At 66.2% G+C, this 18308-nt stretch carries 12 protein-coding genes; all 12 read left to right on the top strand.

Translation table 11 applies throughout. The features are described 5' to 3' along the window. Window positions 1-38 precede the first annotated feature (38 nt). The 12 genes from polA (at window position 39) to gap (ending at window position 18294) form a co-directional block, all read left to right on the top strand. Entirely contained in the window at window positions 39-2753 is a 2715-nt protein-coding gene (gene polA, locus C3B61_RS05645) for a DNA polymerase I (RefSeq protein WP_103459823.1), read from the top strand. Between the two features lie 26 nt (window positions 2754-2779). Continuing rightward, on the top strand, window positions 2780-4456 hold the full coding sequence (locus C3B61_RS05640; protein ID WP_103459822.1) for a DUF885 domain-containing protein: 1677 nt from the start codon (window positions 2780-2782) through the stop codon (window positions 4454-4456). 10 nt (window positions 4457-4466) lie between these two features. Continuing rightward, window positions 4467-5066, top strand: a complete 600-nt coding sequence (locus C3B61_RS05635; RefSeq protein ID WP_103459821.1) for a DUF4166 domain-containing protein — start codon at window positions 4467-4469, stop codon at window positions 5064-5066. A 168-nt stretch (window positions 5067-5234) separates the two neighbouring features. Next, entirely contained in the window at window positions 5235-6692 is a 1458-nt protein-coding gene (gene rpsA / locus C3B61_RS05630; protein WP_088456256.1) for a 30S ribosomal protein S1, read from the top strand. 121 nt (window positions 6693-6813) lie between these two features. After that, window positions 6814-7458 (top strand): dephospho-CoA kinase, encoded by a 645-nt coding sequence (coaE, locus tag C3B61_RS05625; protein WP_103459820.1) that lies wholly within the window; start codon window positions 6814-6816, stop codon window positions 7456-7458. 9 nt (window positions 7459-7467) lie between these two features. Then, window positions 7468-9531, top strand: coding sequence for an excinuclease ABC subunit UvrB (gene uvrB / locus C3B61_RS05620; RefSeq protein WP_088456254.1), 2064 nt, complete (start codon window positions 7468-7470; stop codon window positions 9529-9531). A gap of 97 nt (window positions 9532-9628) precedes the next feature. Then, the gene (gene uvrA, locus C3B61_RS05615) at window positions 9629-12499 is read left to right on the top strand and encodes an excinuclease ABC subunit UvrA (RefSeq protein ID WP_103459819.1); all 2871 of its coding nucleotides are present in this window, start codon (window positions 9629-9631) and stop codon (window positions 12497-12499) included. Window positions 12500-12511: 12 nt separating this feature from the next. Continuing rightward, window positions 12512-14470, top strand: a complete 1959-nt coding sequence (gene uvrC, locus C3B61_RS05610; protein ID WP_103459818.1) for an excinuclease ABC subunit UvrC — start codon at window positions 12512-12514, stop codon at window positions 14468-14470. A 60-nt stretch (window positions 14471-14530) separates the two neighbouring features. Then, window positions 14531-15406 (top strand): RNase adapter RapZ, encoded by an 876-nt coding sequence (gene rapZ, locus C3B61_RS05605; RefSeq protein WP_088456251.1) that lies wholly within the window; start codon window positions 14531-14533, stop codon window positions 15404-15406. A gap of 58 nt (window positions 15407-15464) precedes the next feature. Further along, complete coding sequence (gene whiA, locus C3B61_RS05600) at window positions 15465-16445, top strand: DNA-binding protein WhiA (protein WP_103459817.1); 981 nt, start codon at window positions 15465-15467, stop codon at window positions 16443-16445. Between the two features lie 139 nt (window positions 16446-16584). Next, window positions 16585-17211 (top strand): superoxide dismutase, encoded by a 627-nt coding sequence (locus C3B61_RS05595; protein ID WP_103431864.1) that lies wholly within the window; start codon window positions 16585-16587, stop codon window positions 17209-17211. A gap of 78 nt (window positions 17212-17289) precedes the next feature. Then, the gene (gene gap, locus C3B61_RS05590) at window positions 17290-18294 is read left to right on the top strand and encodes a type I glyceraldehyde-3-phosphate dehydrogenase (protein ID WP_088456248.1); all 1005 of its coding nucleotides are present in this window, start codon (window positions 17290-17292) and stop codon (window positions 18292-18294) included. The last annotated feature ends 14 nt before the right edge of the window (window positions 18295-18308 follow it).

Genomic DNA, 18308 nt, shown 5'->3' with positions numbered 1-18308 from the left:
GGCTCAGCCCCACCGGAGGCGGCTTGTAGGCTGGGACTGTGTCGGAATCAAAAAAGCCTACCCTGATGATCATCGATGGCCACTCGCTGGCGTACCGGGCGTTCCACGCCCTGCCCATCGACAGCTTCCAAACCCAGGACGGGCAGCACACCAACGCCATCCACGGGTTCCTGTCGATGCTGCTGAGCCTGCTCCGCACCGAGAACCCGAGCCACATCGCCGTGGCGTTCGATATCTCCCGGTATTCCTTTCGCACCCGCGACTACCCTGAATACAAGGGCACCAGGGCGATCACTCCGTCGGAGTTCAAGGGCCAGGTGCCCCTGCTCCAAGAGGCCCTCAAGGCACTGAACATCACCACCCTGACCAAGGACGACTACGAGGCGGACGATATCCTCGCGACGCTGTCGGTCCGCGGCACCGCCGAGGGCTACGACGTCTTCGTGGTGTCCGGCGACCGGGACACGATCCAATTGGTCAACGACACCGTCACCCTGCTCTACCCGGCCAGCCAGGGCGTTTCGGCGCTGACCAGGTATGACCCGGCCAAGGTGCGCGAGAAGTACGGCATCGCCCCCGAACAGTACCCGGACATCGCCGCGTTGGTCGGCGAGACCAGCGACAACCTGATCGGCATCAGCAAGGTCGGCGAGAAGACGGCCGTGAAGTGGCTGGAGAGGTTCGGCAGCCTTGACGCGATCCTCGAGCACGCCGACGAGATCACCGGCGTTGTCGGCGCCAACCTGCGCGAGCAGAAGGACAATGCGATCCGCAACCGCCGCCTCAACCGGCTGGTCACCGACCTCGACCTGCCCGTCGAGCTGCGCGACCTGGTGCGCGGACCGATCGACGAGGACGCCGTGCGCGAGGTCTTCGGGCGCCTGGAGTTCCGCACCCTGCTGGACAGGGTGATCAAGCTCGAGGCCAACGCCAACGCCAACGCCAACGGCAATGGCAACGGCAACGGGACCGCCACCGGTGACGCCGCTGGCGCGGCTCCGGTCGCCGAGGTCCCCGCGGCGGCGAAGGCACCGGTGCAGCGCGAACTGCTCGACGAGGAACTCGCCGCCTGGCTGGACCGGGTGACCACGACCGGAACCGCCCTTTCCGTCACCGTTGAGCTCCTCAACGGCCTGCCGATCGGCTTCGGCCTGGCCACGGCCACCGAGACCGCGACGGTGGCCTGGCAGCCCGGTCGGGCCGATTACCGGCCGCTCGAGGAATGGCTCGCGGGCCCGAGCCCCAAGGTCATGCACGACGCCAAGCCGCAGGTGAAGGCCCTCACCCGCGCCGGCCTGGTGCTGGACGGATTGGCCATCGACACCCTGGTGGCCGGTTGGCTGTTGCGCCCGGGCGGCCCTGACAAGACTCTCGCCGACCTCGTCAAGCGCTACCTCGACGAGACCGTGCCCGTCGTCGACCCCAACCAGCTGGTGCCGGATGAGAGCGTCGCCGGCGGCGTCGCCGTGGACTCCTGGTACACGGTGCGCCTCGCCGCCGCCGTGACCGCGTTGCTCGACTCGGGTTCGCGGACCGTTCTTACCGACATCGAGATGCCCACCCTGATGACACTGGCAGCCATGGAACTGGCCGGCGTCGCGGTCAATCACACCGAACTCGCGGCCCTGTCCGTACAGCTGGGCGACACCGCAGCGGAACTCGCGGCCGGCGCCTACGCCCAAATCGGCCGCGAGGTCAATCTCGGTTCTCCCAAGCAGCTGCAGGAGGTGCTCTTCGATCAGCTGGGCATGCCGCGCACCCGGGCCAACAAGACCGGCTTCACCACGGATGCCGGCGCCCTCGCCGATCTGCAGGCCAGCAACCCGCACCCGTTCCTCGACCTGCTCCTGAAGCACCGGGACGCCACGAAGCTGCGCCAGATCGTGGAAACCCTGGACCGGGCCATCGACGACACCGGCCGCATCCACACCACCTACGTGCAGATCGGCACCGCCACCGGCCGGATCTCCTCCACCGACCCGAACCTGCAGAACATCCCCGTCCGCACCGAGGAAGGCCGCCGCATCCGGGCCGCGTTCCATGCCGGGTCCGGCTCCGAAAGCCTCCTCACCGCCGACTACTCGCAGATCGAGATGCGCATCATGGCGCACCTCTCCGAGGACGCCGGCCTCATCGAGGCGTTCAACGCCGGCGAAGACCTGCACAGGTTCGTCGGCGCCAGGGTCTTCGGTGTCGCCCCTGAGGACGTGACCGGGGAGATGCGCAACAAGGTCAAGGCCATGTCGTACGGGCTTGCCTACGGGCTTAGCGCCTTCGGCCTGTCCAAGCAGCTGCGCATCGAATCGCGCGAGGCCAAGCAGCTCATCGCCGACTACTTCGCCAGGTTCGGCGCCGTACGCGACTACCTGCGCCGGGTGGTCGAGCAGGCCAAGGTCGACGGCTACACCACGACGATCTTCGGCCGCCGCCGGCCGTTCCCCGAGTTGAACAGCCCCAACCGGGTGCTGCGGGACAACGCCGAACGGGCCGCTCTGAACGCACCCATCCAGGGTTCTGCCGCCGACCTGATGAAGATCGCGATGAACAACATCGCGCTCGACCTGCGCGAACAGGACCTGCAGAGCCGCATGATGCTTCAGGTTCACGACGAACTGATCTTCGAGGTCGCCCCGGGGGAGTGGGACGCTCTGCAGCACGTCGTCACCCAGCGGATGGAGTCCGCGGCCGACCTGCTGGTGCCGCTGGACGTGCAGGTGGGCCGCGGGGCTAACTGGGACGCCGCAGCGCACTGACCTGGGCCATGTCCTAGGCTCGGGGGATGACTCTGAACGAAGGCCGGACACCCACCCCCGTCGACCAGATCGCCGAGGGGTGGGTCGACACCCTGGTGTCGCTCGATCCCACTGTGGGCACCTATATCGGCCGGTCGGCGGACGGTTCGGGCTTTGCGGACTATTCGCCGGACGGCCACGCCGCCTACGTGCAGGCCGCGGCCGCCACCATCCGGCTGCTGGACGACAGCGTCCCGGTCGACGACGTGGACAGGGTCACCCGCACCGATCTGCGCAGCAGCCTCGCGCTGGACCTGGAGAGCTCCGCCGCCGGCCTGCAGCTGCGCGACCTCAACGTCATCGCGTCACCCGCGCAGGGCATCCGCGAGGTCTTCGACCTCATGCCCACCGCCACGGTCGAGGATTGGCGCAACATCTCCGCGCGCCTGGGCGCCGTGCCGGCGGCCATCACGGGCTACATCGAAACCCTGCGCCTCGGCATCGAGCAGGGCACCACGCCGGCCCGGCGGCAGGTGCGCGAGGTGCTCGACCAGGCCAGACGCAACGCCGCCAACGACGGGTTCTTCAACCACTTCGTCGCCGACGCCGGCCTCGAGCACGGTTCGCTGCCGGCCTCCCTGGCCACCGACCTCGGTGCCGGAGCCCACGCGGCGGCCACCGCCTACGAGCGGCTGGCGACGTTCCTCGCCGACGAGCTCGAGCCCCGTGCCACCGAGCAGGATGCCGTCGGCCGGGACCTCTACGCGTTGAGGTCGCGGCACTTCCTCGGCGCCACCATCGACCTCGACGAAACGTACGAGTGGGGCATCCAGGAACTCGCCCGCATGACAGAAGAACAGGAGAGCGTGGCCAGGCAGATCAAGCCCGGCGCCACCGTTCTCGAGGCGATCGCGTTCCTCGACACCGACCCGGCCCGGAAGTTGCACGGCACCGACGCCCTGCAACGCTGGATGCAGGAGACCAGCGACCGGGCCGTCGCCGAACTCGGCGCCACCCAGTTCGACATTCCCGAGGAGATCCGCCGTCTGGAGTGCCTGATCGCCCCCACCCAGGAGGGCGGCATCTACTACACCGGACCCACCGATGATTTCTCCCGCCCCGGCCGGATGTGGTGGTCGGTGCCCGTCGGCGTCACCGAATTCGACACCTGGCGCGAACTCACCACGGTCTATCACGAGGGAATCCCCGGCCATCACCTGCAGATCGGCCAGGCGGTTTACAACCGGGCGTCCCTGAACACCTGGCGCCGCCAGCTGGCCGGCACGTCTGGCCACGCGGAGGGCTGGGCGCTCTACGCCGAGCGGCTGATGGAGCAGTTGGGCTACTTGGACGATCCCGCCGACAGGCTCGGCATGCTCGACGGGCAGCGGATGCGCGCTGCCAGGGTCGTGCTCGACATCGGAGTGCACCTGGGCAAGAAGGTGCCGGACGGGTCGCAGACCTGGACCGCCGACTACGCCTTCGACTTCCTGGCCAGAAACGTGAACATGAACGACGGCTTCGTGAAGTTCGAGGTGAACCGGTACCTCGGCTGGCCCGGCCAGGCACCGTCGTACAAGGTGGGCCAACGCATCTGGGAGCAACTGCGCGATGACGCCAAGGCCCGCGAGGGAAGCGGCTTCGACATCAAGGAGTTCCACCGCCGCGCCCTCGACCTCGGCGGGGTCGGCCTCGACACCCTCCGGTCGGCTTTGCAGAACTGACCCGGTGCCGATGCCGTCGCCGTACGAGGCCGCCCTCGGCGGTGACCTGACGGGACTGCACCCACAGCTGCGCGCCTACTTCACGGCTATCCCGGCCGGTCGGCACGGCCTCGGCCGGGGGACCTTCGACAGGGTCGGCACCCCGCGGCGCTGGCTGTGGCCGGTTCTGGCGCTGCTGGCCCGCGACGCTGTGCTGTTCCCGGTTTGGGAACACGACGTGCCCTTCCTGGTCGTGAACCGGCCGGGACCCGATCGGGTGCATGCTGTGCGCCGCTTTGAATTTCCGGCCGGGTCCCGCGACATGATCGATGTCATCGGTGCGGATGCCGGCGGCCTCGCCGACCGCCTCGGCCGGAGCGGACGCCTGGAAGCCCGCCTTGACGCCCGCATTGTCGACGGTGCCCTGCACCTGGATTCCGCAGGTGTCTACGTGCACCTCGCCGGTCGCCGGGTTCCGGTCCCACGGCTGTGCGCGCCCCTGGTTCACCTGACGGAACGCTTCGACGACGGTGACCAGCGGCAGCACGTGCAGGTCACCGTGAGCCTGCCGTTCGTCGGGCGGGTGTACGAATACTCGGGGTCCTTTCGGTACTCGATCGAAGACGCGTGAGATGCGTTGCCGCCGCCGCCGAGAACGGGTTGCCGGGGCGCTCCCGAAACAGCTAAGCTTTACTGTCACGCTTGTGACGAATTAGCCGCTGCCAGTCGCGGATCTTGAACACGTATCGCACGACCTTCCCTTCTGGCCCGAATATGTCCATCCTGGAGCAACTACTACATGACAATCGCAACGACCGAACGGGCACCCAAGCAGGTCGCCATCAACGACATCGGATCTGCTGAAGACTTCCTTGCCGCGGTCGAAAAGACTCTGAAATTCTTCAACGACGGCGACCTCATCGAGGGCACCGTTGTGAAGATCGACCGCGACGAGGTCCTCCTCGACGTCGGCTACAAGACCGAGGGTGTCATCCCCTCCCGCGAGCTCTCCATCAAGCACGACGTCGACCCCTCTGAGGTCGTCAAGGTCGGCGACCTGGTCGAGGCACTCGTTCTTCAGAAGGAAGACAAAGAAGGCCGTCTCATCCTGTCGAAGAAGCGCGCTCAGTACGAGCGTGCATGGGGCGACGTCGAGAAGATCAAGGAATCCGACGGAGTCGTCACCGGTTCGGTCATTGAGGTCGTCAAGGGCGGGCTCATCGTCGACATCGGCCTGCGCGGCTTCCTGCCGGCATCGCTCATCGAGCTTCGCCGTGTTCGCGACCTGACCCCGTACCTGGGCCAGGAGATCGAGGCCAAGATCCTCGAACTCGACAAGAACCGCAACAACGTCGTCCTGTCGCGCCGCGCCCTGCTCGAGCAGACGCAGTCCGAGAGCCGCACCACGTTCCTCAACAACCTCCAGAAGGGACAGGTCCGCAAGGGCGTCGTCTCGTCGATCGTCAACTTCGGTGCGTTCGTCGACCTGGGTGGCGTTGACGGTCTGGTACACGTCTCCGAGCTCAGCTGGAAGCACATTGAGCACGCCAGCGAGGTCGTCGAGGTCGGTCAGGAAGTCACCGTCGAGATCCTCGAGGTCGACCTGGACCGCGAGCGCGTTTCCCTGTCGCTCAAGGCCACGCAGGAAGACCCGTGGCAGGTCTTCGCCCGCACCCACGCCATCGGCCAGGTTGCACCGGGTAAGGTCACCAAGCTCGTCCCCTTCGGCGCGTTCGTTCGCGTTGCAGAGGGCATCGAGGGCCTGGTCCACATTTCCGAGCTGTCCGGCAAGCACGTCGAACTCGCCGAGCAGGTTGTCTCTGTCGGCGACGAGGTGTTCGTCAAGGTCATCGACATCGACCTGGAGCGTCGCCGCATCTCGCTGAGCCTCAAGCAGGCCAACGATGGTGTCGACCCCGAGGGCACCGAGTTCGACCCGGCACTCTACGGAATGCTCACCGAGTACGACGACCAGGGCAACTACAAGTACCCCGAGGGCTTCGACCCGGAGACCAACGAGTGGCGCGAAGGCTTCGACTCCCAGCGCGAGAAGTGGGAGCAGGACTATGCTGCAGCCCAGGCTCGCTGGGAAGCACACAAGAAGCAGGTCGCATCCGCGAACGACGAGATCATCGCCCCCGGCGATGTCGCGTCTGCAGCCGGTAACTCGTTCACCAGTGAGGCTGCCGGAGCCGGCACCCTCGCCGACGACGAGGCGCTTGCCGCACTGCGCGAGAAGCTGTCCAGCAACAACTAGAAGCTGGCAACAACTAGCAACTAGTATCACCTGCCCGGCGCATGCCGGGACCAGCACAGGCCGGGCCCTTCGGGGTCCGGCCTGTTCCGGTTAAGCAGCGCCCCTCCGTTAGCATGGGGCGGTGTACTTGATTGGGTTGACCGGCGGGATCGCATCGGGCAAGAGCACCGTGGCGAAGCGATTCGCCGAGCACGGAGCCGCGGTGATCGACGCCGATCAGCTCGCCCGGGCGGCCGTGGCGCCGGGCACCGATGCGCTGGCCCATATCGCCGACATCTTCGGCCCCGAAGTCATCGCCGAGGACGGCAGCCTCAACCGCGCCCGCCTGGGCTCGATAGTGTTCGGCAACCCCACCGCCCTCAGCGTCCTCAACAACGTGGTCCACCCCGCCGTGCGTGCGCTCTCCAGCGCGGCCATCGCCGCCGCCGAGCGCGCCGACCCTGAGGCCGTCGTCGTCTACGACGTTCCCCTGTTGGTTGAGGCGTCCGTCGGTCACCCCTTCGACCTGATCGTGGTCGTCCACGCCGAAGCCGAGACTCGGGTGCGCCGCATGGTCGAGCTGCGCGGCATGCCGGAAGACGACGCCCGCCGCCGGATCAGCGTCCAGGCCGGCGACGCCGACCGCCTCGCCGTCGCCGACGTCGTGATCGACTCGATGGGCTCCCTCGACGAGACCCTGGCCCAGGTCGACCGGCTGTGGGATTCGAAGCTTCGCGCAAACCACCGGCCCGCCCACTCCGACTCCAGTGTCGGTGGCGCTCCTTAGACTGGAAGCATGGAACCCACCCGCGCCGTTCATCCCTTCGAGGTCGTGAGCGAGTACACGCCCAGCGGCGACCAGCCCGGCGCCATCGCCGAACTCACCGGCCGGATCAACGCCGGTGAAACCGACATCGTGCTGCTCGGCGCCACCGGAACCGGCAAGTCCGCGACGACAGCCTGGCTGATCGAGCAGGTACAACGCCCCACCCTGGTCCTCGCCCACAACAAGACCCTGGCCGCGCAGCTTGTGAACGAGTTCCGCGAACTGATGCCCAACAACGCCGTCGAGTACTTCGTGTCGTACTACGACTACTACCAGCCAGAGGCGTACGTGCCGCAGACCGACACCTTCATCGAGAAGGACTCCTCGATCAACGAGGAAGTCGAACGGCTCCGGCACTCCACCACCAACTCGCTGCTCAGCCGACGCGACGTCATCGTCGTCTCTACGGTGTCCTGCATCTACGGCCTGGGCACCCCCGAGGGTTACCTGGAAGCCATGGTGGCGCTGCAGGTCGGCCAGAAGGTTGACCGGGACTGGCTGATCCGCAAGTTCGTGGCCATGCAGTACCAGCGCAACGACGTCGACTTCTCCCGCGGCCACTTCAGGGTGCGCGGCGACACCATCGAGATCATCCCGATGTACGAAGAACTCGCCATCCGCATCGAGATGTTCGGTGACGAAATCGAGGCGCTCTACAGCCTGCATCCGCTCACCGGCGATGTCGTGCGAAAGCTCGATGCCGTGTCGGTGTTCCCCGGTTCCCACTACGTGGCCAGCACCGACGTCATGCAGCGGGCGATGGTGACGATCAAGGAAGAACTGGAGGAACGGCTGGGCCAGTTGGAACGCGAGGGCAAGCTGCTGGAAGCACAACGCCTGCGGATGCGGACCACCTTCGACCTGGAGATGATGGAACAGATCGGATTCTGCTCCGGCATCGAGAACTACTCCCGGCACATCGACGGGAGAAGCGCGGGGGAGCCCGGGCACTGCCTGCTCGATTACTTCCCCGACGACTTCCTTGTGGTCATCGACGAGTCCCATGTGACGGTGCCGCAGATCGGCGCCATGTTCGAGGGCGACTCGTCACGCAAGCGCACCCTGGTCGAGCACGGGTTCCGGTTGCCCAGCGCGCTGGACAACCGCCCGCTCAAGTGGAACGAGTTCAAGGGCCGGGTCGGCCAGACCGTGTACCTCTCCGCCACCCCCGGCAAGTATGAGATGGGCATCGCCGACGGCATCGTCGAGCAGATCATCCGCCCGACCGGTCTGATCGACCCGCAGATCATCGTCAAGCCGTCCGCCGGTCAGATCGATGACCTGCTCGAGCAGATCCGTCTGCGCGTTGAACTCAACGAGCGGGTGCTGGTGACCACCCTGACCAAGAAGATGGCCGAGGAACTCACCGACTTCCTCACCGAGGCCGGCGTTCGGGTGCGGTACCTGCACTCAGACGTCGACACCCTGCGCCGGGTGGAGCTGCTCACCGAGCTGCGCCAGGGCCTGTACGACGTGCTGGTGGGCATCAACCTGCTCCGGGAGGGCCTCGACCTGCCCGAGGTGTCCCTGGTGGCCATCCTCGACGCCGACAAGGAAGGGTTCCTGCGCTCGTCCACCTCGCTGATCCAGACCATCGGTCGCGCCGCGCGCAACGTCTCCGGCGAGGTGCATATGTATGCCGACAGGATGACCGACTCGATGGCCAGGGCCATCGACGAGACCGACCGGCGCCGGGAGAAGCAGGTGGAGTACAACACCCTGCACGGCATCGATCCCACCCCGCTTCGCAAGCGCATCGCCGACATCACCGACGCGCTCTCCCGCGAGGAGGCTGACACCGCCGAGCTGCTGGCCGGCCGTGACGCCCGCCGCCGCAGCCCCACACCGTCGGTGCGCAAGGGCCTCGCGGCCAACGGCGCCAACGACCTCGAGTCGATCATCGCCGACCTCAACGCCCAGATGCTCGAGGCCGCCGGCGAACTCAAGTTCGAATTGGCCGGCAGGCTGCGCGACGAAGTGTCCGAGCTCAAGCGGGAGCTGCGTCAGATGGAGAAGGCCGGCCACCTGAGCTAGCGGGTCGGGCGGCACTGCGCTGTCGGGAGGCACTGCGCTGTCGGTGGCACTGCGGTGACGGTGGCACTGCGGTGTCGGTGGTACTGCATAGACTCGAATGGTGTCAATTTCCAAGGTAGAGCAGGGCTCTCAACTCAGCGTCCGTGGTGCACGCGTGCACAACTTGCACAACGTCAACCTCGACATCCCCCGCGATTCGCTCGTGGTGTTCACAGGTCTCTCCGGGTCGGGCAAATCATCGCTCGCCTTCGATACGATTTTCGCGGAGGGCCAACGGCGGTATGTCGAATCCCTGTCGGCCTATGCGCGCCAGTTCCTCGGGCAGGTCGACAGGCCCGACGTCGACTTCATCGAGGGGCTCAGCCCCGCCGTGTCCATCGACCAGAAATCCACCAACCGCAACCCGCGGTCCACCGTGGGCACCATCACCGAGATCTACGACTACATGCGCCTGCTCTGGGCACGTATCGGGGTCCCGCATTGTGCCGTTTGCGGGGAGATCATCCAGTCGCAGACCGTGCAGCAGATCGCCGACCAGCTCATGGAAATGGAAACCGGCGTGCGGTACCAGATCCTGAGCCCGATCGTGTCGCAGAAAAAGGGCGAGTTCGTCGACCTGTTCAAGGAGCTCGCCGCCGGCGGGTACTCCCGCGCAATGGTCGACGGCGTCCAGATCCAGTTGAACGAACCACCCACGCTGAAGAAGCAGCTCAAGCACGACATCTCCGTGGTCGTCGACCGCCTCGTGGCCGGCCCCGACCTGCTCAGCCGGCTCACCGACTCCCTTGAGACGGCGCTCAAGCTCACCGACGGCCTCGTGCAGGTCAACTTCGTCGACCTCACCGGCGACGAGGCCTGGCAGAGCTATTCAGAAAAGCTCTCCTGCCCGAACAACCACCCCGTGCAGCTCACCGAGATCGAACCGCGCACCTTCTCGTTCAACGCACCGTTCGGTGCCTGCCCCGAATGCTCCGGCCTGGGAACCCGTATGTCCGTCGACGAGGACCTACTTCTCGGCGACCCGGACCTGAGCATCGCTGAGGGTGTCGTACTGCCCTGGACCACCCAGGGCAAGGGACTCTTCCAGTACTACGAGAAGCTCCTGGACGGGCTTGCCCGCGACCTCAAGTTCTCGCTCGACACACCGTGGAAGAAGCTCCCGGCCGAGGTGCGCACCGCTGTCATGCGCGGCGACAACTTCGAGGTCAAGGTCAAATGGAAGAACCGTTACGGCCGGGAGATGAGCTACACCTCCGGTTTCGAAGGTGTTGTGCCCTACATCGAGCGCCAGTTCCTGCAGGCCGAAACCGACACCCAGCGCCAGCGCTGGGGGGAATACCTGCGCGAGGTGGACTGCCCGGTTTGCGACGGCACCCGGCTCAAGCCTGAGGTACTCGCCGTTCTCGTGCACGATATGAGCATCGCCGATATCTGCCGGCTCAGCCTCGCCGATGCCCGGGACTTCATGGACAAGCTCGAACTCACCGAACGCGAGAAGACCATTGCCGCCCAGGTGCTGCGCGAGATCAAGGTGCGACTGGACTTCCTGCTTCGGGTGGGCCTGAACTACCTCAGCCTGGCCCGCGCGGCCGCGACCCTGTCCGGCGGCGAGGCCCAACGCATCCGGCTGGCCACCCAGATCGGTTCGGGACTGACCGGGGTGCTCTACGTCCTCGACGAGCCCAGCATCGGGCTGCACCAGCGCGACAACCGGCGCCTCATCGAGACGCTGGTCGCGCTCCGCGACCTGGGCAACACCCTCATCGTCGTGGAACACGACGAGGACACCATCAAGACCGCTGACTGGGTGGTCGACATCGGACCGGGCGCCGGCGTCAACGGCGGACACGTCGTGCACTCGGGGTCGTACGCTGACCTGCTCACCAACACGAAGTCCCTCACCGCGGACTACCTCTCCGGCCGGAAGTCGATCGCCACCCCGGCGAAACGTCGGCCTCTAGACCCCGACCGTGAGATCACCGTGGTGGGTGCCGAGGCGAACAACCTGCGGAAAGTCACGGTCAAGTTCCCGCTGGGCGTCTTCACCGCCGTCACCGGCGTCAGCGGGTCCGGCAAATCATCCCTCGTCAACGACGTGCTGTACAGGGTCCTCGCCAACCGGCTCAACGGCGCCCGGAAGCTGCCCGGCCGGCACACGAAGGTCACCGGCCTCGACCAGCTCGACAAGGTGATCCACGTGGACCAGGCCCCCATCGGACGCACCCCGCGCTCGAACCCGGCCACCTACACCGGCGTGTTCGACAAAATCCGCAACCTGTTCGCCGAGACCATGGAGGCCAAGGCCCGCGGCTACCTGCCCGGCAGGTTCAGCTTCAACGTCAAGGGCGGCCGCTGTGAGGCATGCTCCGGCGACGGCACCATCAAGATCGAGATGAACTTCCTGCCCGACGTGTACGTGGCCTGTGAGGTCTGCGGGGGAGCGCGGTACAACCGCGACACCCTCACCGTGCACTACAAGGGCAAGAACATCGCCGAGGTCCTCGACATGCCGATCAGCGAGGCCGCCGAGTTCTTCGAACCGATCTCGGCGATCCACCGGTTCCTCAAAACCCTCGTCGAGGTGGGGCTCGGGTATGTGCGCCTGGGGCAGAGCGCCACGACCCTCTCCGGCGGTGAGGCGCAGCGGGTCAAGCTGGCCACGGAACTGCAGCGCCGTTCCAACGGGCGCAGCGTGTACGTTCTCGACGAGCCGACCACCGGCCTGCACTTCGAGGACGTGCGGAAGCTCCTGCTGGTGCTGAACAGCCTCGTCGACAAGGGCAACACCGTCATCGTCATCGAGCACAACCTCGACGTGATCAAGTCGGCCGACTGGGTCATCGACCTGGGTCCGGAGGGCGGTTACGGCGGGGGCAAGGTGCTCGCCACCGGAACGCCCGAGCACGTCGCGACAGTGAAGAAGAGCCACACCGGAACATTCCTGAAGGAGGTCCTCGCCACACGGTAGGCGCAGGAGAACATGTCTGACGCTCTGAGCTATCGCCCCAAGCCCGGGGAGATCCCCACCCAACCCGGTGTCTACAGGTTTCGCGACGCCTCCCGGCGGGTGCTGTACGTGGGCAAGGCCAAGAACCTGCGTGCCCGGCTGAGTAACTACTTCGCGCCGCTGAGCAGCCTGCATGAACGCACCAGGCGGATGGTGACGACGGCGACCAGCGTCGAATGGACGACCGTGGGCACAGAGATCGAGGCGCTGCAGCTCGAGTGGACCTGGATCAACGAATTCGACCCGCCGTTCAACGTGCAGTTCAAGGACGACAAGTCGTACCCGTACCTCGCGGTGACCCTGGCGGACGAGGCACCGCGGGCGCTCGTGACCCGCACGTCCGGCATCAAGGGCGCCCGCTACTTCGGGCCGTACCCCAAGGTGTGGGCCGTGCACGAGACCATCGACCTGATGCTCAAGGCCTTCCCGATCCGCACCTGCAACAACGCCAACTACAAGCGTGCCATGCAGTCGGGCAAGCCCTGCTTCGCCGGCCAGATCGGTCGCTGCTTCGGGCCCTGCTCCGGCAAGGTGGGCATCGAGGAACACCGCAAGATCGTCAACGAATTCGTCAGTTTCATGGGCAGCCAGGATCGCAAGCTCATCAACAGCCTCACGGCCCAGATGAAGGACGCCGCTCTGGCGCAGGACTACGAAACCGCCGCCAGGCGGCGCGACCAGGTGAAGGCGCTCAACGCCGTGCTGGAGAAGAGCGCCGTCGTGCTGCGCGACAACGTCGACATCGACCTGTTCGCGATCGAACAGGACGAGCTCGCCGCGGCCGTTCAGCTGTTCATCGTGCGCGGCGGGCGCATCCGCGGTGTGCGCGGCTGGGTCGTCGACAAGGAACTTGACCTGAGCATCAGTGAACTGATCGACTCGATCATGCAGACCGCGTACACCGGCGACGCCGTGCCGCCCCGGGAAATCGTGCTGCCGGAGCTGCCGGACGACGCCGACGCCCTCGAAGGCTGGCTCGGCGAGATCGCGCACCGCAAGGTGCGGCTCGTCGCGGCCCAGCGCGGCGAGAAGGCCGCCCTGCTGGTCACGGCCACCCAGAACGCCAAGCAGGCGCTGATGCTCTACAAGACCCGGCGCAGCTCCGACTTCGTCGCCAGATCGAAGGCCCTCGAGGACCTCCAGGAGGCACTGGGCATGGAATCCGCCCCGCTCCGGATGGAGTGCTACGACGTGTCGCATCTCGGCGGGACCAACATCGTGGCCTCCATGGTGGTCTTCGAGGACGGGCTGCCGCGGAAGGACGAGTACCGCCGGTTCGGTGTCCCGGAGTCCACCGACGACACCGATTCCCTGTATCGGGTCCTCACCCGGCGGCTGGCCTACCTGGTTCCCGACGACGCCACCCCGGAGGCTCTGCCGAAGGGCGGCGTCATCGCGGTGCCGGCCAACCCGCTTGACGGCATGATCGTCGCGGAGGCCTCCGGCGCGGACGAGCCCGCCGCGGACGAGGCGGACCCAACAGCGAAACGAGCGAAATTCCGCTACCAACCGAACCTGCTCATCGTCGACGGCGGGCAACCGCAGGTCGCGGCAGCGGCACGCGCCCTGCGGGAGTCCGGAGTCCAGGGCATCACCCTGTGCGGCATCGCGAAACGGCTGGAGGAAATCTGGCTGCCGGATTCCGAGTACCCGGTGATCCTGCCGCGCAACAGCGACGCCTTGTTCCTCATCCAACGCATCCGCGACGAAGCGCACCGCTTCGCCATCACTCATCAGCGCGCCAGACGAAAGCGGGACATCAACACCATCCTCGGCGAAATTCCCGGCTTGGGCCCCGCCCGCATCAAAGTGCTGTTGGTGCACTTCGGGTCGGTCGCCCGCCTCAGAGAGGCGTCGGTCGACTCGATCGCCGAGATCCGGGGGATCGGACCTGCCCTCGCCGAGGGCATTCACCGGCACCTGCGCGCCTAGAGACGCCCCCCGGTCGGTAGGCTGGACATTCACTAACTTCGACCGAAGGCGTAATCCAGCATGAGCACGGACACCGAAAAGCAGGAAATGCTGATCGTTACCGGCATGTCCGGCGCCGGTCGATCGACCGTCGCCAACGCGCTGGAGGACCTCGGCTGGTACGTGGTCGACAACCTGCCGCCGCAGATGCTGCGCCCGCTGGTCGAGCTCGTCGGACGGGCGGGCACCAGCCTGCCCAAGATCGCGGCCGTCGTCGACATCCGTGGCCGGGACTTCTTCGGCGACTTCCAGGAACTCGTCCAGGCGCTCCGCAGCGGCACCCAGGTCCGGGTGATCTTCCTCGAAGCGCGTGACGATGTGCTCGTCCGCCGATTCGAAGCGGTTCGGCGCCCCCACCCGCTACAGGGTGAGGGGACGATCCTGGACGGCATCTCCGCCGAGCGCACCCGGCTGGCCGTCGTGCGGGAATCCTGCGACATCGTCATCGACACGTCGGATCTCAACATCCACCAGCTCGCCACCACGATCACCGAGCGTTTCGCTGCGGAGAACGCGGCCGGGCTGCACCTCACCGTGATGAGTTTCGGGTTCAAGTACGGGTTACCCACCGATGTCGACATGGTCGCCGACGCCCGGTTCCTGCCGAATCCGTTTTGGATCCCCGAACTTCGCTCGCACACCGGCCTCGACCCCGAGGTCAGCGAATACGTGCTCGGCCAGGACGGTGCGCGTGAGTTCATCACCAGCTACGCGGCCGCCGTCCGACCGGTGCTCGCCGGCTACCAGCGCGAGAACAAGCGTCACGCCACCATCGCCATCGGCTGCACCGGAGGCAAGCACCGCTCGGTGGCCATGGCGAGGGAACTCGCCGGCCTGCTCCAAGAATTTCCCGGCGTCGCGGTAAGCCTCAAGCACCGCGACCTCGGACGAGAATAACGACACGGTCTGCCGTCCAACGTGACGGCCGGCCCGAACAACAGAATGGAAATGACGATTGGCACTCACCATCGACGTCAAAGATGAACTATCCCGCGTCGACGTTTCGAAGACCACGGTTCGCGCGGCCGAACTGGCGACGATCCTGCGTTTCTCCGGCGGTCTGCACATGATCTCCGGTCGAATCGCCATCGAGTCGGAACTCGATACCCCGCTGTTGGCCCGCCGGGTGCGGAAGGACCTCGCCGAACTGTACGGCGTGCGCAGCGACGTGTCTGTGATCACGGCGTCCGGGCTCCGCCGCACCAACCACTACCTCGTGCGGGTGCTCGACGGCGGCGAAACACTGGCCAGGCAGACGGGACTGCTCGACGCCCGCCGCCGCCCCATCCGTGGACTGCCCAACCGTCTGACGACGGGTTCGAAGGAAGAGATCGCCGCGGTCTGGCGTGGTGCGTTCCTCGCGGCCGGCTCGCTGACCGACCCCGGTCGCTCCGCCGCCCTCGAAGTCGTCTGCCCGGGCAACGAGGCCGCCATGGCCATCGTGGGTGCCGCCGGGCGCCTCGGCATCGTCGCGAAGGCCCGCGAGGTACGCGGCGTCCACCGCGTCGTCATCCGTGACGGTGACGCCATCGGCGCGATGCTCGTGCAGATGGGCGCCGCGGAAACCGTGCTCAACTGGGAAGCGCTGCGCCAACGCCGCGAGGTGCGTGCCACGGCCAACCGCCTGGTGAACTTCGACGACGCCAACCTGCGCCGCTCCGCCCAGGCCGCGGTCGCGGCGTGCGCCCGGGTCGACAGGGCGATGGAAATCCTCGGCGACGACATCCCGGAACACCTGCGATATGCGGGGGAGCTGCGCCTGTCCTTCCGAGACTCCAGCCTCGACGAACTCGGCCACCACGCCGACCCGCCCATGACCAAGGACGCGGTGGCCGGCCGGATCCGGCGCCTCCTGGCGATGGCAGACAAGAAGGCCGTCGACCTGGGCATCCCCGGCACCGACGCCAACCTGCCGGCCGATCTCGACGACGTCTGATCACCCCTCCGCTGACGGCCTGCACACCGGTAAGAGGGGACTAACGTCCCCTATTCACCTGAGTAGACTAAAAAGGTCACTTACAGTGCAGATGACGAGAGAAATCGCGTCGCTGCCACACAATGAGGAGATACGAGCTATGGCCGAATACACCCTGCCTGAACTGGCTTACGACTACTCTGCGCTCGCGCCGAGTATCAGCGGCACCATCATGGAACTCCACCACAGCAAGCACCACCAGGCCTACGTGACCGGCGCCAACACCGCCCTCGCCCAGCTGGCGGAGGCTCGCGACTCAGGCAGTCTCGTGTACGTCAACAAGCTCGAGAAGGACCTCGCGTTCAACCTCGGCGGCCACGTCAACCACTCGATCTTCTGGACCAACATGTCCCCGAACGGTGGCGACAAGCCGGTCGGTGAACTGGCCAGCGCAATCGACGACTTCTTCGGTTCCTTCGATAAGTTCCAGGCGCACTTCGCGGCCACCGCGATGGGCGTGCAGGGTTCCGGCTGGTCAGTGCTGGCCTGGGACTCCATCGGTCAGCGCCTGATCATCCAGCAGTTCTTCGACCAGCAGGCCAACTTCGCGGCCGGCACGGTACCGATCCTCATGCTCGATGTCTGGGAGCACGCCTACTACCTCGACTACCAGAACGTGCGCGCCGACTACGTCAAGGCGTTCTGGAACATCGTCGACTGGGAGAACGTCCAGGCGCGATTCGTCGCCGCTCGCGAGAAGACCAGCGGACTCCTGCTGCTCTCCTAGAGTCTCCCCACTCACACCTTCAGTTCTTTTCCTTCCCACCACCCGGCGCCACACGCGTCATCAATAACAGGAGCTATTTTGTCTGTAAAGATTGGCATTAACGGATTTGGCCGCATTGGCCGCAACTACCTGCGCGCCGCACTGGCCCAGGGCAGCGACATCGAAATTGTCGCCGTCAACGACCTCACCGACACCAAGACCCTGGCGCACCTCCTCAAATACGACTCCATCACGGGCCGTCTGGACGCCACCGTCTCCGTCGAGGGCGACTCCATCCTCGTCAACGGCAAGCCGATCAAGGTTCTCGCCGAGCGCGACCCGGCCAACCTCCCCTGGGGCGCCCTGGGCGTCGACATCGTGATCGAGTCGACCGGTCGCTTCACCAAGGCCGACGATGCGCGCAAGCACATCACCGCCGGTGCCAAGAAGGTCATCGTCTCCGCTCCCGCCACCGGCGACGTTGCGACGATCGTCATGGGCGTCAACGAGGAGACCTACGACTCCGCGAAGTTCGACATCATCTCCAACGCGTCCTGCACCACGAACTGCCTCGCACCGCTGGCCAAGGTCTTCAACGACAACTTCGGCATCAAGAGTGGCCTGATGACCACCATCCACGCGTACACCGCAGACCAGAACCTGCAGGATGGCCCGCACAGCGACCTGCGTCGCGCCCGCGCCGCCGCCGTCAACATCATCCCGACCTCGACCGGCGCCGCCAAGGCCCTGGGCATCGTCCTCCCGGAGCTCGCCGGCAAGCTTGACGGCTTCGCCCTGCGCGTACCCGTGCCCACCGGTTCCATCACCGACCTGACCGTCATCGCCGAGAAGCCGGTCACCGTCGAAGCCATCAAGGCCGCGTACAAGGCAGCAGCAGAGGGCCCCCTCAAGGGCATCCTGATGTACACCGAGGACGAGATCGTCTCCAGCGACATCGTGACCGACCCGCACTCCTCGATCTTCGACGCCGGCCTGCTGCGCGTCCTGGGCGACCAGGTCAAGCTGTCCTCCTGGTACGACAACGAGTGGGGCTACTCCAACCGCATGGTTGACCTCACCGAGTTCGTCGCCGAGCGCATCTAACTAAGGGACACGCA

The organism is Cryobacterium zongtaii (assembly GCF_002909375.1).
GTDB classification, from domain to species: Bacteria; Actinomycetota; Actinomycetes; order Actinomycetales; family Microbacteriaceae; genus Cryobacterium; species Cryobacterium zongtaii.
This window is presented reverse-complemented; position numbering and strand designations above follow the sequence as displayed.

Coding starts and splice junctions, on each gene's coding strand:
- C3B61_RS05640 (WP_103459822.1), top strand. CDS start 2,780: ATGACTCTGAACGAAGGCCGGACACCCACCCCCGTCGACCAGATCGCC.
- C3B61_RS05635 (WP_103459821.1), top strand. CDS start 4,467: ATGCCGTCGCCGTACGAGGCCGCCCTCGGCGGTGACCTGACGGGACTG.
- rpsA (WP_088456256.1), top strand. CDS start 5,235: ATGACAATCGCAACGACCGAACGGGCACCCAAGCAGGTCGCCATCAAC.
- uvrB (WP_088456254.1), top strand. CDS start 7,468: ATGGAACCCACCCGCGCCGTTCATCCCTTCGAGGTCGTGAGCGAGTAC.
- uvrA (WP_103459819.1), top strand. CDS start 9,629: ATGGTGTCAATTTCCAAGGTAGAGCAGGGCTCTCAACTCAGCGTCCGT.
- uvrC (WP_103459818.1), top strand. CDS start 12,512: ATGTCTGACGCTCTGAGCTATCGCCCCAAGCCCGGGGAGATCCCCACC.
- rapZ (WP_088456251.1), top strand. CDS start 14,531: ATGAGCACGGACACCGAAAAGCAGGAAATGCTGATCGTTACCGGCATG.
- C3B61_RS05595 (WP_103431864.1), top strand. CDS start 16,585: ATGGCCGAATACACCCTGCCTGAACTGGCTTACGACTACTCTGCGCTC.